This is a genomic window from Weissella confusa (assembly GCA_041871065.1).
GTDB classification, from domain to species: Bacteria; Bacillota; Bacilli; order Lactobacillales; family Lactobacillaceae; genus Weissella; species Weissella confusa_A.
In genome coordinates this window covers 483,626-507,965 of sequence record CP168942.1, presented here as the reverse complement: position 1 = coordinate 507,965, position 24,340 = coordinate 483,626, and the positions used below count along the sequence as shown (strand labels likewise).

Genomic DNA, 24,340 nt, shown 5'->3' with positions numbered 1-24,340 from the left:
TAAATAGTGCCCGTACCAACAATTCAAAAAATAACAATAACTGCAGCGTGTTGAAGAGACGGCACTATTTGATATTCGGTTACTTCCTAAGCGACGCAGGCGGGGGTATAAACGATTTTAAATCACAAGGCGTACAAATTTAGCACAACAAAACAAAAACGCCGTGACGGGCTTCTCGTGAGCTATCACAGCGTTCATCTAATCCATCCCCAATGTAGTAAAAAGTAGTAAGACTTCTCTCTGCTACTCACCTTCATCTAACAAGTCCAACGTTCCCGCATAAGCTATCCCAAAATCATTCAGCGCTTGCTGCATAACCTCTTGTAACCTTCTCACGCTTAAATGCAGACGGTCGCTAATAACAAACCATTGTAGCCCTTCTATGTACTTCAATATAATCACTTTCCGTTCCATATCAGGTAACGCACTTAACGCCTCAACCATATCATCAAGACACATCCGTGCTTGCACTTGCCGGGTCATCTTGTCTACTGCCGTATTTTCATTACTACGATGCACTGGCATTGCATCTAAATTCACACTAGACAATCTAACGTGTGCTAGTAGTTGCAGTTTTGGTAAATCATCCGTAAAGAATGCACGTACTCTCTTAACCGTCATCTTTTCATCAATAGATAATGTTGTACTTCCCATATACTCACCTCATCTTTTCATGCCTAGAAGTTATATCCTTTTATTGTACAACGTGTTGAATAAATAAAAGGCCACTTCGTTCAAATTGCTTTTTCTGGGAATTCTACAAAAAACGACACTACCGTCGTTGGTTATCCCTATGCACACCTATGCTCCCATCTATATCTTGTCCCAATACGGTCAACAAATGTAAACATGTAACTCGTCTTATAAAAAAACGCCAGCAAGTCGTGAAACTTGCTAACGTTCTAATTATATTTATTTCAACTTACGGGCAATTTCCATTAGGGCGGCTGCCTTTACATACTCGATACGTCCTAGCTCACTTAGTTTTGATGTATCAACAGTATCTAAAAATTTATGCAACTTAATGCGTTCGCCCTCGTAATATTCGCCACTGTTCCATGCTGCCATGCTCGTTCCTCTTTTCTACTTATTGCATAAACGCTTCTAACTTTTCAATACGTGCCTCTAATCTTTCAGCATATTCACGCATATTTGTATCGTCATAACATGCAGCCATCAGATCATTTTCTAAGCCATCCAATCGTGCTTCTAGTTCGTTTACGTGGCCGTCCATATTTTCGTCTTCATTGTCAGCGTACGCCTTAGTCGCTGTTAAAGAATCAAATAGTGCGTCACGTAATGCCTCACCATCAATCACAGTCAATGCTTTCATGACTGCGTTACGCAATTCCTTGGTGTTGTCTAATGTTGCTCTTGGCTCGTAATGTTCGTATCTCACCTTGCTGTCCTCCTCTCTAAAAATCGGGTTCAATTTCCAAACTTATCACTCTCTTATCACTCCCTTATCGCTATAAACCGCGGTATTATCGCAATTATCAACTTATCAATAATTTGTTACTTACATACACAGTAAGCACTACATCTGACCTTATATAACTAATTAAATATTGATAAGTGTGATAAGTGTGATAATACCGGTCTTTGCGTTGATAAGGAGATGATAAGTTTTGATAAGTGAGCATCAAAGCAGTTCTACCTTCGTGTAAAAGTTACCATCAACTCCAATATTAAAATTGTGAGGTAATAAGATAGCCAACCGTCTTGTGTTTGGAAAACTAACTTCTTTTGGTAAATAGTATTTTGCTTTCAACGCTTGGTGTAATTCGCCACGTCGGACCCGGTCTTGTGTATCGCCCGTTTCAACGATAACCAATGGCAAAGACTGTTCTAAGTGGTATACCTCATCTTCATCATCAGCTTGTGCGTTCACGATATTAGTTGCATCAGATAGCCAACGCTTAGGTACTTGCCAATCAGGATCATAAGCGTTCACAATCATATTGAATATACCGGCACGTTCATCCTTTGCTTGCTTAATTAGCTTTGCCGCTTCTGGGTCATTACGTACAAACTTTTTTGTGAACTCCACAATGGCAATACGATTTCGGGTGGCGTCATCTGCATTTTTAAAACTTGGTACGTCATTTACCAGCAATACAACGGGGCTAATAACATTAGCACTCTGTTGCTTCTTGTTTCCTTTTGCTTCAAACTTCACAGTTGAACCTTCACCAGCTACTAGCTGTTTTATCAGGTTGCCTTCTAGTTCTACCCCTTGTTTCATCTCATCCGAAAATAAGAATCGACTGTTGTTAATCGAGTTCAAGCCAACTACAAAGTTGCTACTTTTATTGATGAATGTCTCACTGTCTAGCTTAGTGGCATAACCATCAGCTTCTTCACTACCCAAGGCGTTTTCCATCAGATTCCACAAGGTGCTTTTAGCATTGTCACCGTCCCCATGAATAATAAAAAAAGTCTTTAGTCGGTTATTTCCAAACAGCTGGTACCCAAATAACTTCAACAAATCATCAGACAAATTAGGGTATTCAGGTGTATTGTAATTATTCAATAACGTTGTAAAGGCTGTTGCATTTGCTCGTGGGTCATACTCCGGCAGGATATGGTCGAATAATCGACTGCCACGCGGTTCCAATTGTTTTGTATCAATGTTGAATACCCCGTGATAAGTGTTAATTAGATTAGGATCATTGTTTACCCCTACGCTATTTGCTTCTGCCTTTACCAAGGTTGTAATATTTTTCAAAAGTCGGCTATTCAAACGTCCTTTACGCTTTAGGAACACATACACCGCATTTTCACCAAATACCGGCGCCTCCTTTGCAAATTCTTCTAGCAAAACTTGTTCCTTATCTTTTTCAACCCTAATAGGTTGCTCTGCCGATAATTCTGCTAGCTCTTGCTCATTCAAGCTTTCCGCCATTAGTACCTCCAATTCTTCACCCAACTTTTAAACTTTGGACCCAATTCACTAATTGGAATCGGGTCACTTCCTAAACTATTTAAATGCTCGACGACATCCAACGTGAATCGTATATTGCCACCAGTATTTCGATAAACCCAACCGCCTACACTTGTTAGCATGTTATCCCAGCCTCCAAACAACCCGTAATTATTCTCAGGGTCTAGTAGCGCTGTAACCATTCGTGCGTTAGTGACCATCCAAGGTTTTCGATCTTCGTTGTTCTCAACACGTTGAGAGGTTTTTGCTTGCTTAGATTCATATCGGTTTGGGTTCTCATCAAATATCTTGACGAATTCATCCACCGGCAAAACTACCGTATCGTTTGCGTTAATCACAGGCTCACTGTGCTCGTTTTGCGTTGTTAGTATATATGTCCCAGCCAACTGCTTAAACTGCCTTGTTGCCCCTGCTTCGTCCGCTGTGACGTGCAGTAAATAACTCACCACTCGCCACACCTTGATATAGTCATCTGGTGGTGCTGGTCGGCTCAGTTCGATAGCAATACGCATCCGTGCACCGGACTTAATACCGTTACTGATAGTTGGATAAGCAACTAGACTATATTGGTTTAATAACCCAGCAGTTATCCTGTCTCTCACTTCGTTATACGTGGCTTCACTACCGTCTACATCCAAAAATAAGATGGTTCGAGCTGTCACTTCACTATCTGCCCTGTTGATTCCAGCAACAAGACCATAAACGACGTACGGTGCACTGGTATGTTTAAAGGTCTCCAGTTGTTCGCTCGTCAGGTTCTGCGCTTGTGTCGGTGTTGCCGTGGTCGTGACAAGGTGTGCAAAATCATCTATACCGTCGACTACTGTATATTGTTTGGCCAATACGCTTGTTTGTGTATAAATCATTAGATTCCACCTATTCAGCAGACATATTTGCTTCACTAGTTAGCTTTAAAACGTCGTTAGCCAGTATTAGCAATGATAATGAGACGCCACTTATTTTTCGGTAGTTGTTTAAACTGTTGTTGGCTAACTCAAATGTTTCTTTACTTGAATTAACAGTAACGATTACTGATCCTTCATCTTCGCTTAAGTCAGATACAACATCAGCCAATCCAGCTAATGCTGCGCTTCGTTGTTCAGCTTCATCCAATATATCTGCCAGCTTGCGCGTTTTTGTCGATTGTTCCATAATGTATAGAAATCTCCTTTTGTTTTTGAGAGTGTTCACGGTATCGGTCGGGAAACTTCGCCGTGAGTAAGGTACAAAGCAACTACGCGTGTTCAACGGAACGCCTGTGGTTGCTTTTTTTGTTGTCGTTGAAATTATTACGCCACGTATGCAAGTCAATTGACCGCAACTTTTCAGCACGCTTCAACTCCTCCAATGCTTGGGCCGTGAGTGGGGCAATCGCATTGTTTCGTTCTTCATCACTGGTAATCAGGTAGTACCCACTCGGCGCACTGCGTCGGCTACCAATTGGTACACCCTTATGATTAATCAGGAACGCCACCCATGCCGTGATTGTACGTTTGTTGGTATTTAGGCGTGTCGCAATTTCAGAGATGCTTACGGGCTTCTCTGCGCCTTCTGGCAACATTGCCACCAACTGCTCAAGCTGTTCCGTTAATGTTTCTTCACTCATCTGTATCAACTCCTTTCAAATCACCCAACTTCGCGTTTATCACTTCAAGTACATGTTTCTTCGTGTACTGGGTTAGATCTGTTTCTGTAATGGCTTGTGCAGCTGCTGATACTGCCAACATGAAACCTAATTCAAAGTCTGAACTCGTCTTTGGCTTATCCAATTCACGCAATAAACTGCGTACATTGCTTGTCACCATATATGGCAACTCATCAGCCGTTGTGGCACTAATAAGCGCCTGCAAGGTCAAAGCCACCCCACTTGTTGCAATAACGGCTAGTTGACTGTGCCCGCCTTCCTTAATCAAATCATTCACATCACTTGCCACCAGTCTAATTGTGGCGTTGTCTAGTCCTTTCATCTCATCGCCTCCTTATAATCGCTTTATGGCTTCATCTAATTCCGATTGATTAAATAATTCCCGTGCTACTCCAAATTCAAACAATGAATGTGGCTTAATCACGCCTTTATCTATCAATTTTTGAAAGGTCTTAGGCGACACATCCAAATAGTTATAAGCCTTAATCTTAGATAACCATGGGCTTTTCTCTGGCGCCGTGACTGCTGCGGTTAGCCGGTCTAGCGCCGCCACTAAGCTTTCAATATCTGGTATACTGGTAGCATTCATAAATAAAACCGTGTCCTTTCTTTTGGGTGCGTGGTAACGATTAGTAACGGGCTTTGGTCGGCACAGGTTACTAGTCGTTTTTTCTTTGTGGTGAGTTGGCTGCTCGCATTCGGTTTATTTTTGATAAACACAAAGACTGTCCACTGGGCAGTTTAAGGACTTGCTTGGGTCACGTTATGTACACCAGCCACCACATACAAGGCGCTGGCACGGTAATAACTAATAAAGTTGTCCTTTAATTAGTTTGTTCTGTATGTATGACGCCACCAGTGAGCCGTGTGGCGTCTGCGTTTAGCTGTTTTCGTTAAACTCTCGGTCTGCCTTGGCACGTTTCAAGCCGTCTTGAACCTTCTCGGCTAATTCCGCCAATACATCATTTGCTCCGCTCTTGTCCTCTGCATCAATCGCACTGTTTAACTTCTCGGTTAATTCAAGCAAGTTAAATGGATCGTGTGCAGCGCTGCGTGGGTCTGCATAAGTACGTGCAATTTCTTCCATGTACTTAACATGTGCTAGTGCCGTTTCAATGTCTTTACTCTCAATCGCATTGTATAGCTTTCCAGTTGCATCATATAGTCCCATTGGGTCATTGGGTTGTTGACTAGCCGGTACGAAATCAAACGTTGCTTCCGTCCCCATATCCTTGGCCAATTCTTCAATAGCCATTGTTAGGCGGACCCATGCATCTGTTACCATTGGGCTTCGCTCGACTGTCTCAACGGCATCACCTTCTACCGTCTCCATGTCTACTGCGTGCATTGCCGCCAACAATTCAGACACAGTCCCCACTAAATCGTACTTATCAGGTACATTGACCGTTACAGGTACATACCGTTCCGTTTGTAGTGCTGGGTGCTTCTTCGCCGTGTAGTCATACTTATTCATAATCAAAACCATCTTTCTTTGGTATTGGGGATGCATCCCCATGCGTTAATATTTACTGTGGTAGTTTTCAGACTTGCCGAGGTCACATCGTTAATCGTCTACTTCTTCAATCACCAATGCGCCCATATATAAATCAATTAGAATGCACGCGATGACGTAAATAATAGAAATACCAGCAAGAATGCCAAGTAGTTGTAACAAGAATGTTTGTGTGTCTGTCATGCTAGTGCTTCCTTAACTTCCTCGTAACTCTTACCAATTAGCAACAATGCTTTAATAGCTTCTCTAACATGCTCTAGGTCTGATACTTGTTCCGCTGCTAGCGCGTCTTTAGCGTCTGATACACCAAACTCTGCTTTAAGTTGCTTAGCATTCTTACCCGTGACAACTTTCAACGCTAAGTTATGGATCGTTGAGTACATATGCGGGTTATCTGGCCAACTATCATGGACCACTTCACTAAGTGACTTATTCACTGGCTTAATGTTGGAAAGGGCAATTGTCTTATGTGTTAGTTCCTCACGCTGTGAATAGAACGCGGCAACTAAATTACTTTTGAACTCAACCACCGCATCCGTGTTCCGCATGAACGTAATAAGCAACGTTGCTTGTTGCTCGTTGTAGTGCCAAATCTTGTGTGGTCGTCCTCGTCCGTCTAATTTTGAGTTTTCAAAACCCAAAATTCCAAATCGTTCTAGTTGACCCTTGTGCTTGTCCGTAAGTTGTCGGACGTGTTCAACAGATACACCCGTATACCTCGCCACAATTTCACTTGTTGTATAAACACCTTCGGCTGGTGTGCCGTACATTACTAAATCTTCCATGGTATAATTACCTTCCTTATAGTTATCTGACACCACGGCCTGCTCGCTGTGGTGTTTTTTTGTTACACAAACTCTCATAGGTTCTTCAACGCGTTATCTAGTTCGGTTCTGTTAAAACGTTCTAGTCTTGCTAAACCATGATTATCTAAAGAATGTACTGGGATCACATTGTCATCTACTAACTTTTGAAATGCTTGTTTCCCGAGATTCACATAATTTTGAGCTTGCTTTTTATTCATCCATTGGCGCCCACCACTGCTTGCATCTAATCTATCCGCAAGCGATTGCATGGCTTTGGCCAATGCTGAATAATCTTCAAAGTCAGTACTTTTCATACGATGAATACCTTTAATCTATATTGTTCCGGATGGATTAAACCTATTGGTTTCGGTGTGGTAGTCCCTATTTTTTATACTAGCCAAATTGGTGTGCATCCTATCCTGATTAATAAATACGATTAACCTCTCTTAAATTTCGATGTTATAAATACGTGCTGCTGCCTTTTGAATTTGAATATCACGCGGTTGCGTTCCTGTTAAAGCCCTTGAGAATTGTTGCGGCTTAACGTTTAGCATTGCTGCCACATCTTTGTACCCCAAGCCACTTTTAATACGTGCAATATCAAATTTTTCCTTAGTCTTCTTTGCTGCAATTTCTAGTTCTGTCATTTTGTGTCTCCTTTTATGTTGTTGATTGTTTACACAAGTTATTGCACATTTTTTACACAAGGTGTAATATAAAGGCATACAAAAAAAGCACAATAAACGCCTGTATATCAACATTCGCTCGCCAAAGCATTGATTATTTTAGGTCTGTTTTTTTGTTGCTCAATTACTTGATGAATTCATTATTGCACGGAGTGTAAATTAATACAAGTATTTGTGTTAATTTTGTGTAATTTTTTTCATCAGCTACCCTATTAGTTGAAGGAACCGATTGATATGACTGTATTTGAACGAATAAAAGAAGTTGCAAAAGCAAGAGGAATGAACTTGAAGACGGTGGCCACAAATGCAGGCCTGTCAGAAAATGCTCTATACAGGTACAACCAAGGGGTTGAGCCAAAATACCCCACACTTAAAGCCATCGCGGACGTCCTCGGTGTATCAGTAGACTACCTATTAGGTAACACTGATGAGATGCACAGTAATAAGAAAGATGACATGCCTATTGACTTGGAAGAAACATTAAGCAAGCTTGGCCCTGCTGTTTCATTCGGTGGTAAGGAATTGACTGATGAACAAAAATTGAAGTTTTATGAAATGGCTAAGTTGATGTTTGGTGAATAGATGACAGAAGAAGAAATTATTGATGAGTTGTTAGCCCTAGCCAGCAGAAATGGCATTGAAGTCACCAACGTGACGACACACGATGATTCATCTCCAGATGTAGCTTTCCCCTTCATAAGACGGATAATGATGAATCCAAATTACCAAACCAGCTATAGCTTTGTATTTCGACTTGCACACGAAATATCACATATACTCTTTGGCGATGATGATTTACTACCCTATTATCGCTTCTCTCCTTTCTTCTTGAAGGCTGAAGAAAACTCTGCCAACACAAATGCAATTCGCTTAATTGCCCGCATTGTGTACCATGACGTACCGGCTGAGCAACGTAACTGGATTGAATTTATGGATCACTTAGGTTTACAGTCTCATTTCGAGTTCGCAGTAAAGCAAGCTCTGTACAACTAAAAAAGCCACCCGTTAAGGTGGCATACATACGTGCAGATAGGAATCACGTTAAAAGCTTTATTGGGGGAATATGTCAGAAATTTTAATCACTACTACCGGAAATGTAGCAGGTTATCATGTAACTAAAACTCACGGTGAAGTGTTTAGCTTAACCACTCGATCACGTAACATGTTTTCAACCATGGGACATGTTTTAGGTGCCAAAGCAGTTATTATGATACGCTTTGATTCTTCATCGGCGAATATCGGTGATTCTGTAGCTGCCTACGATACTGCTGTGACTATTGAAAAAGAAATCTAATACTTAAAAGGATTGTTCATCATTGGGCATCCTCTTACATACTCAAAATTTTGTGTCATACATATACGCTCGATGTGGTAGTCCCGTATAGAAAGTGTTTAATTTTATGAGTATTAGAAAGCAAAATAATAAGACTTACACCGTTCGTATTTCTTATAGTGATAGTGATGGAAAGCGACGCGAAAAAAAGAAAAACGGGCTTGCGTCCCTTACCCTTGCTAAAAAGTGGGAACGCAAAGCCCTTGATGAAATAGATCAACTCAAGGAACATCAAGCCAAACAAAAGAAACGCGTTTTATTACGTGATGCCTACGAGATGTGGCTAGTGACCTACAAACTCAAAGTGGCTGACACAACGTTAAATAAAACAACTCGTTTCATGAATAACCACGTACTAACTGATCAGTGGTTCAAAGATAGTTATGTCGATGAGATAACACCTACAATCCTACAACAGTTTGTTAATGAATTGAGTACGATTGTTCAAAGTTATAATAAAAATCTTATGCCGTTCAAACGTACTATTGAGCAATGCGTTGTGATGGACTTAATCGAAATAAATCCATTTGATAAAATCATTAAGCCCAAATCTAAGCCATCCCCTATGTATACGGATAGACTTGATTTTTATACTGTTGAGCAGCTCAATCATTTTTTAAGCAGTGCCGAACAATTATATGGAACTGATGACAACAGATATAGGATATACACTTTATTCCGCTTGTTGGCTTTTACAGGAATGCGTCGAGGCGAACTATTGGCGTTAACATGGTCTGATATCGATTACAAAAACAGCCTGATCCACGTCACAAAAAATTTAGTGACTAGCGCGGGTGTAAAAGACAAAATACATCCACCAAAAACAAAAGCCGGCAAACGCGACGTGAAAATAGACAACAACACATTATCTGTTCTACGGCATTGGCAATCAATACAAGCCCGTTTAACGCTCTCTAGCGGTCTACAATCAACTGGAATAGTATTTACTAACGATGACCTAACAGGCTATCAGAACGTGAATAAACTTCGCTTGTGGCTTATTCAAATTGCTAAGGCGGCTGGTATGCCAAGAATTAAAGTTCACGGTTTCCGTCACACGTACGCTACATTAGCAATTCAAGCAGGGATGAACGTTAAACAATTACAGTATCAACTGGGGCATGATGATGTGCAAACAACCTTATCTGTTTACAGTGGTTTGACTGAAAGTGACAAGGAAAAGACGGCCGATGTATTTACGTCACTGGTTAATTTTTAATAAGATGTGTACTTTCATGTGTACTTCAAAAATAAAATGCCGTTATAGCGGGCTTTTGAAGGGATAAACTAACTCCCCTCGGCTCCATATTTAAGAGCAGTACAATAAAAAACGCCGTTACTCAGTCAATGAATAACGGTGTTTTTTTGTTTGGCGCCAAGATGTCACTCAATAGCGTACAGCATCTCAGGCTGCCAAATATCAGCTAGTGTCTGCCCTGGCATGTATTCATAGGCCTCAAATTCTTCTAGCGTATTAAACGTTAGCTCTAAAAAGGGGTTCCTATCAGTTGTCTCATTAGCCCATAACCACCAGTTGTCGCTATCATCTTGCGCTCGTTCAAAGCTAAATATTGTATCACCAACCAAAACACGTATCGTCAGTCCAATACGCAGCCACTTAATAATCGCTGAATATGAGCAATCATCATCCGCTGGTAGGTCACCTATTTCTTCAATCAAGCTCATGTCTCATCTCCCTGTTCTACCCTCAAATCATAAATCCTATCAAATGCATCAGGGTATTTGTAGCAGTATTCATTGCGCTCTTTTTTATCCAATCTAAGAATATCAGCACACATAACCAGGCGCCAGTGTCGTTATTTATCATCACATCACCAACATACCAAAAAACGCATGACATCAAGCATCTGCTTGTGTCATGCGTTTTCTTTTTGCTTACAATGCTGCCATCATTTCGCGCAACATTGATTGGCGGTAAATTGGGCGGTTGTTGAACTTGCGACGTTCTACTTCCACTTCCTTCTCGGCACGATCAGATGCTGCCTTGGCAATTGCTTGCGTTTCAGTTGGGCCAACCTCACCTTGCGCTTGTTGCATTTGCGTGAACAACGCAATAAAGGCGTAGTAAGCACCCAAGAACCAACCGTTGAAGTATGGCATTACCACATTGGCTTGACCAATCTTGTCGTGGTTGTGGTGCGTAATCTCGTGATACTCTTCAGACAAAATGCTCTTAATTTGCGCATACAAATCAGAACTGTTCTTGCGAGCCACCTTATCCAATGTGCCGAAGTTATCCAACGCAAACTTCTCCGCACGGTCAACCCATTCTGCCGTTTGCTCTTCTGGATTGATGTTCTCGACTTCAGCGAACACTTCCAAGTGCGCATCCACGTAACCACGCTTCATGCCGGCTAACAAAACTGGCTTCAAGATGTCATCAACCTTTGCCAAGTTCAAGTTCTCGTTCAACTTAGCAACCGCTTGTTCAAACTCTTCTTCAATCATCTCGGTATCTCCCAAAACTTAAAAATCATGTACCCCACTATACCATAATAAAAACGCTGCTACGAACAAACGTAACAGCGTTTCTTGTTATTCATGGTTTGGCGGTTCGCCTCTCCAGGCGATCGCGATTATATGAGATAGGTGTGTGAGTATTATATTGTGAGAGATGCCAAACCACACGCCGAACTTACTATTCATAAGTTCGTGATAACTGTATTTTAGACTAAAACCGTCCGGTTTTCAATGTGATGGTTTTAACAAGTGTTCTACTAGTGGAACACAATTCCTCCGTCGACAACCAATGTTTGACCCGTCATGTAGTTTGAATCCTTACCAGCCAAGAAAGCAACCGCTGATGCGACTTCTTCTGGTTCTGACAAGCGACCCAAAGCGATACCATCAGAGAATTGTGCCATTCCCCAATCGTCATCCTTACCTGCGTTTTGACCAACTTCATGGGCAATATCAAACATCATTGGCGTCTTAACGATTCCAGGTGCAAAGGCGTTAACCGTGATACCCAATGGTGCCAATTCCTTGGCCGTCGTTTGCGTAATACCACGGATAGCAAACTTTGATGCACCATAAACCGTCAAATCTGGATTTCCTTCCACACCAGCTTGTGATGTGGCGTTAATAATCTTACCCCCGTGACCAGCCTTCTTAAAGGCTTCCACCGCAGCTTGCGTTCCCCACACTGTACCGTTGATATTTGTATCAAACGTCCAGCGCATTGTCTCTTCGTCAACTTCCATGATTGGCGTTGTTGGTGCAACACCGGCATTGTTAATCACAACTGTTAAGTCCCCAAAATGATCAACTGTCTTTTGTACACCAGCAAATACGTCATCGCGCTTTGCTACATCCGCAGCAACTGCCAAAGCGGCGTCTGGGTGAACAGCGTTAATCTCATTCGCAACGCGTTCTACCTTCGACAAAGTGCGACCCACTACCGCAACCTTGAAGCCATCGTCTGCCAAACGCTTAGCAATTGCCTCACCGATTCCTTGTCCTGCTCCCGTGATAAATGCAACATCAGCCATGATATTTACCTCTCAATTAGTTTCTATATTATTATCTCTTGCTCACTTCTACACAAATTAGTTTACTTCTTTTTTAGAAGTTTGTAAATGTGATTTTATTCACATTTAGTTCTATGAGCGAAACAAAAAACGAGACGACCGTTATTTGGTCATCTCGTTCTTGTCATTAATTATTGAGCTGTGTATCCACCGTCGATAACGAACTCTGCACCAGTGGCGAACTTTGATTCGTCTGATGCCAAGTATACGCAGATCCAAGCGATGTCATCTGGCTCACCCATGCGTCCCATTGGTGTCTTCAAACGTTGCGTAACGTATGGTGCAACTGAGTCACCCTCACCTGATCCATCAGTCATTGGCGTTGCGATGTAACCAGGGTGCACTGTGTTAACACGAATGTTCAAGTCGTTTTGTGCTGCATAGACAGCGGCTGACTTTGAGAACAAACGCACGGCACCCTTTGATGCGTTGTATGAAGCTGTCATCGTATCACCAACCAAGCCAAGGATTGATGACATGTTGATGATTGATCCACCACCATGATCCTTCATGGCACGGAAGCCGTATTGCGTACCCAAGTACATACCGTCAGCGTTGATGCTCATCAACTCGCGGTAAGCTTCGAACGTGTCGTGCTCGATATCGTTCGTTGCGCCAATTCCGGCGTTGTTTACCAACACATTTAGTGGTCCAAACGCTTCTTCAGTATAAGCAATCAAGTCCTTCCAACCTTGCTCATCAGCTGAATCATGTTGTTGGAAACGAATCACATCATCCCCACCAAGCTCAGCAGCCGTTGCTTCACCGACGTTTGCACGACGTCCTGTGATGACAACCTTTGCGCCTTCATCAATAAAGCGTTGTGCAATAGCCTTTCCCAAACCAGTTGTTCCACCAGTAACGATAGCAACCTTGCCCTTCAAACGATCTACCATGATAAGTAATACCTCACTATTATTTTTTCTTTGATTACTTAGGATGGTACGTATCAAATATGAAGATTTTTAACATGAGCACTTGGATTCGGAATTGTTCGATTTTAGGTCATAACTTAGACCACGCCTGACTTAATTCTGTGACTCAGATAGGCCGACAACAATCAAAATTGCCGCCATAAACGCTGATGATCCTAGTATGACCATGTAAATCTGTAGCATATCAAAGGTCGGTTGAACCATATAAGCAATAGTTGCAATGTATACTGCCCCAGTAAACCAGGCCAAGATGTGTCGCCAACCATCATTCTTTTGTGCGATTCTATCACTTATGTTGTATTTCTTTCGATAACGGCTAATGGTCAACGAGAACAAAAAGAATATAACTGCTAAACCAACGGCAGCCAACGCTACTTTTTGTCCATCCTGGAATTTATTCGCATACATCAGCCACCAACCGATACCTTACGCCAGTAGCATCGACGAAGCATAAATTACCCAATCGATGTCTGATCGGGCGACATTCGCAAACCAACCAGACTTCGGTTGTTGCTCTTACTCCGGCTTCTTAAATGCATCAAGGTCGCCAGGCATGAAGTACGATGTTGGCACCTTACGATTGTAATTTGGCTCGTAATGCAACTGATCTAGTTCTTCGCGGCTAAGTACAAGTTGCCCGCCTGTAATATCGAATGCAACCCCCACCAAGTTCGGATTTACTCTCATCATATACGAAATCCAATCGGAACGACGTATCGTCAAAATTTCCCGGCCATCCTTAATCGCATCTCTTGTTTTTAAGTACAGGTGTAAGTATAAATTACCTTCACCATCACCTATAAACTCGTTAACCCAAGTCTCGTCGTCAGCTATATATGGTCGTCCTAGAACATCTCGTTCAATGACGTGACCCTCAGAAAATATAGGTTGCACAAACAACGCCTTCTTGAACTGCTTATCAATTTCACCAAGCAGATATTCCTTTTCATCCGGCTCAGTTGCAGCGTTGTAATAATGGAACAACCGCACCAAATTTGTGTTGCGCACATCTTGATTAATGTAATCCAGATCATCGGTGCCATAATCGGCCGAATCATCTAGTTGTTGAGTAGCGTCTTCATCAAACGACAATCGTGCAATTTCATCTTCTAGGGCAATCATACGCACCAACGCACGTTCTTTTTCGTAAACCCGGATTTTGGCCTTTTGTCGGGTTGTCGAACTGACGGGGATGATTCGTCCGACAATCACTGCCAAGACAATCAAGATAAGTGTCGGTAGCAATCCGCGCCTACCCAGTGCAGGAACAGCCAGTAAGGCCAATGTCACCAGTACAATCACCGCCACAAAGTTCCATGTCTGACGGGCATAGCGATCAATACGACGTTCCGTTTTCGCACGATAAGTTTCCAACTCTTCATTTAAACGGCTTAGCTCATTCACACGCAGTCCAACCGCTACAATACCAACCGGTGGCGCGACTTGTTCTAGTGCTTGAATTGGTAAGTCATCCGCCACGGTTCCAGTTACGGCACCCGTGTCACTACCGTCTAATTCCTCTGCCAACAACGTTTTTGGCAAAACAACATCATCCGTGCCCGGATTCAAAATAATGCCCGCTAGATTTTTAGCATGGGCCAACTTCTGCAAAACATACGGCATCTGAACTTGCATCGTATTGGGTTCACGATGACCCGCACGACTTTTAGCCAAATCCGTATACAGCACCAAATAACGACCGTCATCACGTACGGTATAACCTTGTTGCCGTTGCACGTCTGGGGTTCCAATCACATAGGTATACCCTGAAGATGAGGTTCGTCGGTCGCTATCGCTCACTGCGACTGGTACCAACAACGTCACGTCGGCCAGCGCACGGGCTAGCACGCGCAAATCGCGCACCTGCCCACGGACCGTTTGCTGCTTGAGATACTGCTTAATTTTGCGATTTAATTCTCGATTCGTCTGGTTAATATTTAAAAAGACGCGTTCCATACTTCTCCCTCTTTTGTATGCTCTTCATTTCATAATAGGACGAATACAAAATTGGCGCTTCGTTTTGGTTTTGGAACTTATACCGCAAATGAAAAAGCCAGCGTGGTATTTCACGCCGGCTTGCTATTACTTAATATTCACGCGATATGCACGGTAAACATATCCCTTATTTTGTAGGTTTGATAGTTCAACATCAAAGACCACCTCATTATCCGCTGTCACTTCAACGATGTTTGAGGCATCCCCATTCTTTTCATTCAAATAACCAAAGTCAATCAAGTAATTGCCGTTTGACAACAATGCCGTTGAGCCAATACGGTCGGTGTAGTTGGCTGTCCCACGTGTCTTACCGTAAGCCCACGTTTCCTTGGCCGTCATCGTCTTCGTGTCAATTTCCAACTGCATGCCTTGTGAGTACTTGCCTGATGACTTCTTATCACCATTCGTCACTGCGATGTTGTTGTCGTACAACGTGATGGTTTCCTTGCTACCGTTGTGGCTACCTACTACGACAGTCGCATCATGTTGACCACCGTTGATTGACGTGCCATCTGCATATGTCAAAACATACTTCTGCCATTTCTTTGGCCATGATGACTTGGCCTTGCTTGATAGAATCCAAATTGGCTTCATTGTCTTGAAATCAAACTTCATCACCAAATCTTGGTTACGGGCAGAAATGACGATGCTATCATCACTTTCATCATAGTTGATTGAATTTTGGTGCAACCAATCGATACCACCATCAGCACGCTTGGTTGACGTGTACTTGGTGTACATTTCAGCTGGGAAGATTTTCTTGAAGTCGATAACGCGGTTGATTTCACCAGTCTGGCGATCAATAACAATCATCGTATCTTCAATGTACTTTGACCCATCAGAAACAGTTGCCAACAAATCACCATTTGGCAGCTCAATCACGTCGTGGTGAATTGCTGTCGTCTCGCCTTCTGACTTGTTTTTCATCGTCGCATTATCTGACCCAGATGTCTTGTTGCTGAAGTGGTACGTCTTATAAATGCGTCCCATGTAGTCAGTTTCAATCAAGTCGTTATAGACCAGCGCACTGTTGTTTTGCTTGCGCATCATCAACAGGTGACCATTCTTGAGCGTCTTGAAAATGTGCTCATTGTACGTCGTTGAATACCAACGAATATCACCTGATGCGTCAATGGCAAACGGCTCCTTCGTTGTACGGGCCATAACTGTCAAACTGTTATCACCAAGCGACATTTTGTCAGCATCAGATTTCTTCACGTCAATCTTGATGTTCGACATCGACTTTGGCAGTGCCTTGGTCCGCAACGTAATCGTCTTTTCGTCCGTGTGCCCATCTGCATACTTAATGGTAAACGTGACCTTATTGGCTGTATCGGCATACAGGCCAACGACCGGAATCTTGTGAGTGGTCGTCTCACCGTCAATGTCATTTGAAATCGTTGTTGCCTTTGTCTTACCGGCAACCGAGTAACTGACCGTTGCCTTTTGGTCGGTTTGGAAGATGACGAACGCGGTTAGTGGGGATGTGCCATAAGGATTCACCTTGGTGTACATATTATCCACTGTATATTGCGAATTCTGCATTGCTGATGCGTACGTCTTATTAGCAGCCTTTTGATCATTCGTAAACTTATTCGATAACTTTAGACCTAAGTTCTGCTTGATTTCTGCTGTCGTTAAAAGCGTTGGATGACTTTCCTTGTAGGCATGGTAACCAGCCGTCGCCAGCCCTGCTACAACTACAACTGCCAACGTGCTTGTCATAATCTTATGTCGTTTAATAAATGAAAACATAACTAACCTCTGTATGTGATTTTATGAGCGACATAACTATATCGATTGCAACTTAATTCGGACTTAATGAAAAAACGATACCCGTTAAGGTACCGTTCTAAATCATCTATTATGCCAAGGCACCCATTGGATCCCATGGTGCCAATTCGTATGGCGTTGTGTTCTCGTAAATATCACGCAACTCGGCTGGCAAGTGCTCCTTCTTGATGACAACTTGGTACGTGAATTCGTCGAACCATTCGTCTGACATCGTAAAGTACCCCTTGTGGCCATTCTTGTCGCCCCATGAGTTTTCAACCTTCCACTTCGTTGGCTTACCATCAACCAAATCAACACCCGTCAAAACCATGGCGTGGGTCATCAATGAATCACCGAACTCCAAACGCTCCGCCTTGGTCATGCTGAAATCAACATCGAATAAATCATCTTCGTTGTACAACTTCGTATCCATCAAACCAGCCGTGCGGTCCAACTTAGGTCCCATGTCAACACCGAACCAAACATTTTCACCGCCAACAATTGCTTAACCGCCAAATCCTTGAATGTTGCCAAATCCAAGTTCAAGTGCTTCACTTCGCGTCCGCCGACAACTGAGCCAAGCATCTTCACACCATACGTTTGGTTGAATGGCTTATCGGCTGTTGGGGCGTTGATGATTGAAACGTATTCACTCAAATCCCAACCAATATACTTCGCATAGAAATCCTTTGGTGAAATGTTGGCATCACTGTGGAAGTTGTTGTCCTTGTCACGGTATGAGAAATTGAACGTTACTGGTGGCTCACCGAACGTCAATGACAAGATGTGGTAGTTCTCACGACCGAATTGGGCAACTTGTTGTTCGATTTGCTCTTCAGTTGCATGCTCCGTCACCATGCGACGCAACGTGATGGCGTCCTTGCGCAACTTCGCATTGTACAAACGGTTGAAGTCCGCTGAGTGTGATGATGCTTGTGATTCTGGGTAAGCTGATTGTGGTACGACACCGTACTTTTCAATCAAGCCAACCATCATATCCCATTGCCCACCATCTTGCTGTGGCATTTGTAACAGGAAGGCAACTTCACGATCAGTCGTTGGTTGCTCAGCCGTAGCCACGATGTTGTTGTAGAAGTAGTTCGCCTTCTCCAACTTGTCCCAGAAAAACGTGTAGCTTTGTGACAATTCGAAGTCCCCAGGCAAACCGTACAACGCCTTCATGTCGTGACGCATCGTGTTCAATGCGGCGAACATCCAGCAACGACCAGATTGCAATTGGTTCGCAACTGGTGAGCTTTCTAGGTCAACGCTAAAGACTGGTGTCAATTCACCAGCGCGACGGTTATCGCGTGCTGCTTGCAAAATACCATTCGTCGTTACCGCATTTCGTAGTGCGTCAGCCTTCGGACTAACCGCCACGGCTTCTTTGAAATACGCCAATTGTTCTTGTGTGATTTCATTCATATCATTTTCACCTTTTTCTAATTTAAGTCTAGTGTAGCCTTTTAGATAGCGGTTTACAATGGTAAAAAATAAGCGCGTCGACCACTGCCAACGCGCTTTAAAGGTTGATATGTTAGATACCGCCAAAAACAGTCAGCAAAAAACGCCGAATCATTTCGACTCGGCGTTTCGTTTTAATTCAAATCATCTTCAACAGCCATATACGTTACAACGCCGTGGTAGCTGCCAGCTTTAGGTCCGTGATCCATTTGCGCTGTCATGTCACCGACTTGTAGCGTAGACGTATTTGTTAGACCGTAGTCATTCTTATCTTCACCAGCCGAAACGCTAGCTACCTTGGTGCCATATTGCATCAATGCAGCCTTACCATTTCCAGCCTGGCCAGCTTGATATACATTCACCATTCCCTGCTTTGCATCCCCGTTAAACGGCATCTGCAAACTTGAGATCGGCAATGCGTTCTTCGTCTGTCCATCAGTCATTGCAGAAGCCGTCATCCATAGGCTAAACGCCACGTTGTGAATCGACTTAAACTGCAAGGCGCTATCTGCTTTGAGTTGCACATTCTTCGATGCAGTGATTGCACCTGAATACGCAAAGCTTGGCACGTGCTCCAGTTGCAATCCGTTAGCGAGCAATCCCGCATCGGCCGCCGTTGTCGCTTCTTGTGCCTCAGATACCGTACCATCACTGTTTGGGTTCAAAGAATCAGGCGAAACATATGCACTGTCCGTGATACGACGAATTGGAATCTTAATCGTGCCACCATCAGTAACCGGATATTTAGGCAACTTAGCTGTCGCATCAACTTCGTACCCGTGTGGTGGCGTAATTTCAGTTACTTGCACAGCCTCACCAGGTCCACGATTACTAAACGTATCCGTGTACGGTTCGCCTGTCTTAGCGTCCTTCACCGGATTTCCTGATTGATCAACAAACGAGATTTTACCAGACACTGCGTCTTCCTTTAGCATCAATGTGATATCACCGTATGTTTCAGCGTCCGCAGAAGGTTGCTGATCCGTCCAGGTTGGTAATGAGAATGATCCATCATAACTGTGGTACAACTGCTCACTGGTCGGATTTCCCACATCTGTCTTGGTGTCGGTATTATTGAACTTCTGATACAACTCCAGGTTCGCCCCAAACGGATACAACTTTCGCTGCCATAAGTTTGAAACATCAGTTGATTTATCCACGATATCTAGATTTGGGTACACCGCATCATCGGACAACTTACCGGCTCCGGCAGTCGCAATTGTTCCAAACATGCGACCTCGACCGGCACTTTGCTGCGAAACCAAATATAGTGCACTAGGTAAATCGGTCGCTAAACGATACTTTCCAGGTAACGTGCCCGCTTTCAGCAACGGTGATGTATCTACTCGAAAAACAGCGTGGTACTTCGAATCCGCTGCACCAACGAACACTGACGATGGAATCAGCGTACCCTTCAGTTGTATATCTGGCAACGCTTTATCCTGAATTTCATTTCCATAAGTATCGTAGAACTTTACAGGCACCGTACCCTTGGTTTGATTTTCATTCAATGGTGTTTGTGCATACCAGTTGGCATTTTCACGTTTCGCTAACAAAGCTGAGCCATTGAAAGTTGCTCGCAACCCCAAACCGAACTGGGTGTCTATCGGCTCCTTTCCAACACTTCCAGGCTGGGCTTTCACCGTATATGTGATGGTTAAGCTTTTTCGAGCTGGGATAGTCATCATTGTCGTTCGATCCGATTTCATTTTAGAAAAATCTGGCACTTCCGATTCATAATACCGCAGGCTATCAGAATTCCTATCAACATACTGTGTCGTTGACGAATCGATTCCTAAATCTGAATTAACAATTTTTTGCCCCGCTCCATTAACAATATTGATAGGGCCCTGTAAGTCAACGCTTCCTGTAAACGCTTGAACAAATCCCGACATAGAATTAGAAAAATCGTAATTCGTAATCTTCAACTGAACCGTCAGCATCTCACTAGAATAATGTGGCTTTGTTGCATCCGTTTGTTTCATCAACTCCGTTACATCCTGATTTTCCTTACCATTCAAAGTCCCGTAGAACTTCACCTGATATTCCGATGGTAGCGTATCGTTGTTCGTTGGCGCCACCGCCGTATCAGGAATGCTATCCAGTTGATTCGTCGTCGATGCATTTGCCGATACATTGGTCAAGAATATGCTGAACAATACAACAGCTAAACTGACGCCAATTCGACGAAGTATTTGCATAATTCTCCCTCCACTTACTCGACAAAAAGGTCAAGAGCCATTACGCCTTGACCTTTTACATAATTACTTTGCGTTAGTTGCAGCCGGCTTTGTCAACTCAGTATCTTGCAACGTGAACGTTACAAATCCCTTGTACGCCGTTGCCTTAACCTTGTTGTTTGCCAACTTCAAGTTCAATGATGTGGCACCTGACGTGTACGTTCCGTTTGTGTCTTCATCACCTGTTAGTACCAAGTTTCCGTAACCGGCAACACGACCAACCAAGTCATCGTCTTGCTTAGTTCCGGCTGATCGATCAGTTTGAGCTGCGCCAGTCGTTGTGCTATTTAATGCCTTGTAAACAGTTGCAAAACCGTCTGTTCCGAGAATAGCATCCTTAGCATCGGTTGACGTTGCATTTTGACCTGCAACCTTCAAACCGATTGAATCTACTGGTAGAACTGCTCCATTATCTGAATACAAGTTTGATGCTGCCGCATACACTTGGTAACCTGCACTACCACCACGCAAGTCACGAACAACAATACCACCATCTACTGGCTTGCTGTTTACAAGGTCATTATCAGCATTTGCGTACGCCTTCAATCCGTCTGTCGTGTATCCATCCGTAGCAGATGTGATACCATCAAGCTTTTGAGACCCAAAGTTGAAGTCTGGCACTTGTAGCAACGTCAACCCAAAGGCTTGCTTCCCCTTGGCGTCTTGAGCAGTCTGAACTGTCGCATCCTTATTTGGGTTTACGAAAGCAGTGCCACCTGCATTGTTGAATTGTGTACTTTGATCACCCGTAAATTCAATTTGCGTCTTTCCTTGGTTAGTAGCAATATCTGATTGTTCACCCTTTTGAAATCCTGTTGGATATACATTCGTATCATCTGCCGCATGCGCTACCCCAGCAACACCAACCAATCCTGCCAACACCGTGGCACCAAACAAAGCTTGCTTAATCATATCTAAACCCCTATCTTCTTCTCTTTCCCTAGTTCTCTATCCGAATAAACAGTGTTACACCCTTTACTACACTTGCTTATCCTTTTGACGTCGACTCTTAGGCAACATAAACAACATCATCATGAACCCTGCAATGAGGATTCCCATTAACCACCAAATCCAGGCCGGAATGAAAGCCGTAGAACGACGCAAGGCAACGGTTCCTTGGGTCACAGCCGAAATCTTAAAATCACCTGTAAAGACCCAATTCTTCTTTGATTGCGTATTCACCATCTCAACGCGATATGAATACTTTCCTGCCGCCAAGTTTTGGTTAGCTGGCAATTGGTACTTAAATGATGCATTCGGCGCAATCTGACGACTCGCTTGCGTATCCTGCATCACGACCTTATTGCCGTGTTTAATGGTTGTTGTTACTTTCAAGTCACCGATGTAATTGTCTTGGTTATTAGCTAGTCCAAGCTCAAATACTTGCTGGCTATCCTTTGTGACAACACGTCCCTTATGCGTGTTCACAAGATCAGCGGTAACCGGCTTGTCAGTCTCTGACAACTTAATGCCCTTAACGTAGCTAAACTGATTCGTTAAACCAGCTTGCTTCACATCACCCTTAGGCACTTGCTTCGTGACCACCACGGCCCCGATAATCGTACCGTCGAATGACTTCGCTGACGTTTTAAAATTAATTGGTGCATATACGGTTTGCCCAGCCTTCACGGTTACCTTTTCTTGTGGCACCTTCGCAATGCTGTTCAAACGCATATTCGCCGGCAAAGACTTGTTGTTATTGCCCGACGCATACCCCACGACCAAATTACTATTGGTAAAGCCTTGTTGCACACTGACATCATACGTCGCATCCGCTTTTGACGTGTTCTGGATATAGACCACCCCACCAAATTTCTTATTCGGCCCTGTCTTAATATCCCACGTCGTACCGCCGGTTTTCTGTTGCCCATCAATAGGCGACAATGCAATTGAAAACTCAGGATTTTCATTGCTGTAATCGGCTGCAGATACGTTCGTAGTTGATAATGTCAATAAACCCAAAACCCCAAGAACAGCAATCGCAGTTTGCTTCTTGTAGTTCATCTTCTGTTCCCACTTCTCAACTTCATAATAGGTACACTGATACTAACATAATGCACTTATTTTCCGTAAGTTTAAGGATATTCAATGTAGAAGTCTTGCCTATTTTGTGAAGAAACTGTGAAGTTGACCGATATCAAAAAAGCACCTAACACGATGCTAGGTGCTCCTAATCTTTGTCGACATCAATGTAGCGTCGCATGATCGATACACCAATCAGCGTCACCAACCCCAGAAACAAGCCAATACCATCCCAAATAAAGCGGGCAGTTTGGTTATCAATAAACATCAACAATAATATCGTTGTCACAAATATCAACCAAGGCAATGCCACTAAATCACGTGGTCGTAGAAAAACTGGTACATACATATCGCTGCCCTCCATATTTTTATTGCCCCCATACTAACATAAAAAGCCGAGTCGGTTGACTCGGCGGTTACAGATTAGTAGTGGGTCATTGCCATCATTGTCTCTTCAAAGAACGTGAAGAAAGCGTCGTGGTTAACGTGGTACACAAATTCAATTTCGCGACCTTCTGGTGTTTCGAACGTACGGCCACGGCTTTGGCCGGTTGGAATCACGTCGACGTTCATCATCTTTGTTTCCACCAACTCAGGCTTTTTCGCATAGGCCGTCGTCAACACATCCCACAAGAAGTACGTTGAGTTTGTCTCAAAGTGCGTCAATACCGGCACCGTTGCGTATGCTTGGCCGACGAAGTCCATCACTGGGTGTGAACGCAACTTTGCCCAACGCAAACGGTCAGCTGGCGTCAACGGTACTTCGTGAGTACTCTCCAACCCAACCATCTGAATCTTGATGTCTGAATCAAAGACAATCTTGAAGGCTTGTGGATCCCAGAAGACGTTCCATTCAGCCGTACCGTCTTGCTCAGGTTCAGCAATGTTTCCAACACCAAACGTACCAGCCATCACAACCAAACGGTCAATCTTCGCTGACAAACTTGGGTCGCGTTGTAAGACAGCTCCCAAATCACTCACTGGCCCAGTAAAGACCAACGTGATTGGTTCTGTTGCTTCCGCCAAGATTGATGCCAAATCATCGGCGGCTGTATTGTACGACAACTCAGTGTCCCCTTCACCAAACTCATTCAAGATTGGCAATGCGTCAACCGTAAATGAATCCATGCGCCACTCCTTTGGGAATGGATCGCTCGACTTGGCATCAGATGCACTCACCAACAAATCATGGTGTGTTGAGAAACGGTTGATAATCTTACGCGTCGCTGCAACAGCAGGTTCCAAGTATGAATCAGCTGGCACAACCCCCACACCAACTAGTTCAATCAAGCCTTGCTCCTCGTATGATAACAACATCAACAAAGATGCCAAATCATCAACACCACCATCATGGCTAAAGTACACTTTTTCAGTCATTTCATTCTCCCCTTAACAAACAACGTTCGTCTTTTAATTCGTTTCATCTATATTAA

30 protein-coding genes and 1 pseudogene are annotated in these 24,340 nt (G+C 43.4%); 4 read left to right on the top strand and 27 right to left on the bottom strand.

Features of this window, described 5'->3' with window-relative positions:
* Positions 1 to 243 precede the first annotated feature (243 nt).
* The 14 genes from ACAW68_02205 to ACAW68_02140 form a co-directional block, all read right to left on the bottom strand.
* On the bottom strand, positions 244 to 654 hold the full coding sequence (locus tag ACAW68_02205) for an ArpU family phage packaging/lysis transcriptional regulator (protein ID XGA16402.1): 411 nt from the start codon (positions 652 to 654) through the stop codon (positions 244 to 246).
* A 258-nt stretch (positions 655 to 912) separates the two neighbouring features.
* The gene (locus ACAW68_02200) at positions 913 to 1,068 is read right to left on the bottom strand and encodes a hypothetical protein (GenBank protein XGA16401.1); all 156 of its coding nucleotides are present in this window, start codon (positions 1,066 to 1,068) and stop codon (positions 913 to 915) included.
* A gap of 19 nt (positions 1,069 to 1,087) precedes the next feature.
* Entirely contained in the window at positions 1,088 to 1,399 is a 312-nt protein-coding gene (locus ACAW68_02195; GenBank protein ID XGA16400.1) for a hypothetical protein, read from the bottom strand.
* 243 nt (positions 1,400 to 1,642) lie between these two features.
* On the bottom strand, positions 1,643 to 2,905 hold the full coding sequence (locus ACAW68_02190; protein ID XGA16399.1) for a hypothetical protein: 1,263 nt from the start codon (positions 2,903 to 2,905) through the stop codon (positions 1,643 to 1,645).
* Positions 2,905 to 3,810, bottom strand: a complete 906-nt coding sequence (locus tag ACAW68_02185) for a hypothetical protein (GenBank protein ID XGA16398.1) — start codon at positions 3,808 to 3,810, stop codon at positions 2,905 to 2,907. The genes ACAW68_02190 and ACAW68_02185 overlap by 1 nt, the downstream gene beginning before the upstream one ends.
* 10 nt (positions 3,811 to 3,820) lie before the next feature.
* Positions 3,821 to 4,096, bottom strand: a complete 276-nt coding sequence (locus ACAW68_02180) for a hypothetical protein (protein XGA16397.1) — start codon at positions 4,094 to 4,096, stop codon at positions 3,821 to 3,823.
* An 82-nt stretch (positions 4,097 to 4,178) separates the two neighbouring features.
* A complete protein-coding gene (locus tag ACAW68_02175) occupies positions 4,179 to 4,550 on the bottom strand; it encodes an HTH domain-containing protein (GenBank protein XGA16396.1) in 372 nt (123 codons plus the stop codon).
* Positions 4,543 to 4,911, bottom strand: coding sequence for a hypothetical protein (locus ACAW68_02170; GenBank protein ID XGA16395.1), 369 nt, complete (start codon positions 4,909 to 4,911; stop codon positions 4,543 to 4,545). Before ACAW68_02170 ends, ACAW68_02175 begins: the two co-directional genes overlap by 8 nt.
* Before the next feature lie 12 nt (positions 4,912 to 4,923).
* Complete coding sequence (locus ACAW68_02165) at positions 4,924 to 5,178, bottom strand: helix-turn-helix domain-containing protein (GenBank protein XGA16394.1); 255 nt, start codon at positions 5,176 to 5,178, stop codon at positions 4,924 to 4,926.
* A 291-nt stretch (positions 5,179 to 5,469) separates the two neighbouring features.
* Positions 5,470 to 6,063, bottom strand: a complete 594-nt coding sequence (locus ACAW68_02160) for a hypothetical protein (GenBank protein ID XGA16393.1) — start codon at positions 6,061 to 6,063, stop codon at positions 5,470 to 5,472.
* A 90-nt stretch (positions 6,064 to 6,153) separates the two neighbouring features.
* On the bottom strand, positions 6,154 to 6,285 hold the full coding sequence (locus tag ACAW68_02155; GenBank protein XGA16392.1) for a hypothetical protein: 132 nt from the start codon (positions 6,283 to 6,285) through the stop codon (positions 6,154 to 6,156).
* A complete protein-coding gene (locus tag ACAW68_02150) occupies positions 6,282 to 6,887 on the bottom strand; it encodes a Rha family transcriptional regulator (GenBank protein XGA16391.1) in 606 nt (201 codons plus the stop codon). The genes ACAW68_02155 and ACAW68_02150 overlap by 4 nt, the downstream gene beginning before the upstream one ends.
* Before the next feature lie 74 nt (positions 6,888 to 6,961).
* Entirely contained in the window at positions 6,962 to 7,222 is a 261-nt protein-coding gene (locus tag ACAW68_02145) for a hypothetical protein (GenBank protein XGA16390.1), read from the bottom strand.
* Positions 7,223 to 7,354: 132 nt separating this feature from the next.
* Entirely contained in the window at positions 7,355 to 7,555 is a 201-nt protein-coding gene (locus ACAW68_02140) for a helix-turn-helix domain-containing protein (protein XGA16389.1), read from the bottom strand.
* A 273-nt stretch (positions 7,556 to 7,828) separates the two neighbouring features.
* Here ACAW68_02140 and ACAW68_02135 point away from each other — a divergent pair, with 273 nt between their 5' ends.
* The 4 genes from ACAW68_02135 to ACAW68_02120 all read left to right on the top strand — a co-directional run bounded on the left by ACAW68_02135 (position 7,829) and on the right by ACAW68_02120 (position 10,146).
* Positions 7,829 to 8,176 carry a helix-turn-helix domain-containing protein gene (locus tag ACAW68_02135; GenBank protein ID XGA16388.1) on the top strand — a complete coding sequence of 116 codons (348 nt, stop codon included), beginning with the start codon at positions 7,829 to 7,831 and terminating at the stop codon, positions 8,174 to 8,176.
* Complete coding sequence (locus ACAW68_02130; protein XGA16387.1) at positions 8,177 to 8,587, top strand: ImmA/IrrE family metallo-endopeptidase; 411 nt, start codon at positions 8,177 to 8,179, stop codon at positions 8,585 to 8,587.
* A 70-nt stretch (positions 8,588 to 8,657) separates the two neighbouring features.
* Positions 8,658 to 8,888 carry a heavy metal-binding domain-containing protein gene (locus ACAW68_02125; protein XGA16386.1) on the top strand — a complete coding sequence of 77 codons (231 nt, stop codon included), beginning with the start codon at positions 8,658 to 8,660 and terminating at the stop codon, positions 8,886 to 8,888.
* A gap of 106 nt (positions 8,889 to 8,994) precedes the next feature.
* Positions 8,995 to 10,146 carry a tyrosine-type recombinase/integrase gene (locus ACAW68_02120; protein XGA16385.1) on the top strand — a complete coding sequence of 384 codons (1,152 nt, stop codon included), beginning with the start codon at positions 8,995 to 8,997 and terminating at the stop codon, positions 10,144 to 10,146.
* A gap of 164 nt (positions 10,147 to 10,310) precedes the next feature.
* Here ACAW68_02120 and ACAW68_02115 read toward each other — a convergent pair whose 3' ends face one another.
* The 13 genes and pseudogenes from ACAW68_02115 to ACAW68_02055 form a co-directional block, all read right to left on the bottom strand.
* The gene (locus ACAW68_02115) at positions 10,311 to 10,607 is read right to left on the bottom strand and encodes a hypothetical protein (GenBank protein ID XGA16384.1); all 297 of its coding nucleotides are present in this window, start codon (positions 10,605 to 10,607) and stop codon (positions 10,311 to 10,313) included.
* Between the two features lie 216 nt (positions 10,608 to 10,823).
* Entirely contained in the window at positions 10,824 to 11,396 is a 573-nt protein-coding gene (locus tag ACAW68_02110) for a hypothetical protein (protein ID XGA16383.1), read from the bottom strand.
* Positions 11,397 to 11,665: 269 nt separating this feature from the next.
* The gene (locus tag ACAW68_02105; GenBank protein ID XGA16382.1) at positions 11,666 to 12,439 is read right to left on the bottom strand and encodes a (S)-acetoin forming diacetyl reductase; all 774 of its coding nucleotides are present in this window, start codon (positions 12,437 to 12,439) and stop codon (positions 11,666 to 11,668) included.
* A gap of 170 nt (positions 12,440 to 12,609) precedes the next feature.
* A complete protein-coding gene (locus ACAW68_02100) occupies positions 12,610 to 13,374 on the bottom strand; it encodes a glucose 1-dehydrogenase (GenBank protein ID XGA16381.1) in 765 nt (254 codons plus the stop codon).
* A 132-nt stretch (positions 13,375 to 13,506) separates the two neighbouring features.
* Complete coding sequence (locus tag ACAW68_02095) at positions 13,507 to 13,821, bottom strand: hypothetical protein (GenBank protein ID XGA16380.1); 315 nt, start codon at positions 13,819 to 13,821, stop codon at positions 13,507 to 13,509.
* A gap of 108 nt (positions 13,822 to 13,929) precedes the next feature.
* The gene (locus ACAW68_02090; protein ID XGA16379.1) at positions 13,930 to 15,369 is read right to left on the bottom strand and encodes an SseB family protein; all 1,440 of its coding nucleotides are present in this window, start codon (positions 15,367 to 15,369) and stop codon (positions 13,930 to 13,932) included.
* Between the two features lie 126 nt (positions 15,370 to 15,495).
* On the bottom strand, positions 15,496 to 17,163 hold the full coding sequence (locus tag ACAW68_02085; protein ID XGA16378.1) for an aryl-sulfate sulfotransferase: 1,668 nt from the start codon (positions 17,161 to 17,163) through the stop codon (positions 15,496 to 15,498).
* A gap of 109 nt (positions 17,164 to 17,272) precedes the next feature.
* Positions 17,273 to 18,606: pseudogene (locus ACAW68_02080) on the bottom strand (C1 family peptidase).
* 173 nt (positions 18,607 to 18,779) lie between these two features.
* Entirely contained in the window at positions 18,780 to 20,846 is a 2,067-nt protein-coding gene (locus ACAW68_02075) for a hypothetical protein (protein ID XGA16377.1), read from the bottom strand.
* 63 nt (positions 20,847 to 20,909) lie between these two features.
* Positions 20,910 to 21,797, bottom strand: a complete 888-nt coding sequence (locus tag ACAW68_02070; protein ID XGA16376.1) for a WxL domain-containing protein — start codon at positions 21,795 to 21,797, stop codon at positions 20,910 to 20,912.
* Positions 21,798 to 21,863: 66 nt separating this feature from the next.
* Complete coding sequence (locus ACAW68_02065; protein XGA16375.1) at positions 21,864 to 22,889, bottom strand: WxL protein host-binding domain-containing protein; 1,026 nt, start codon at positions 22,887 to 22,889, stop codon at positions 21,864 to 21,866.
* Between the two features lie 166 nt (positions 22,890 to 23,055).
* Positions 23,056 to 23,256 carry a hypothetical protein gene (locus ACAW68_02060; protein ID XGA16374.1) on the bottom strand — a complete coding sequence of 67 codons (201 nt, stop codon included), beginning with the start codon at positions 23,254 to 23,256 and terminating at the stop codon, positions 23,056 to 23,058.
* A gap of 74 nt (positions 23,257 to 23,330) precedes the next feature.
* Entirely contained in the window at positions 23,331 to 24,284 is a 954-nt protein-coding gene (locus tag ACAW68_02055) for a nucleoside hydrolase (GenBank protein XGA16373.1), read from the bottom strand.
* Positions 24,285 to 24,340 lie beyond the last annotated feature (56 nt).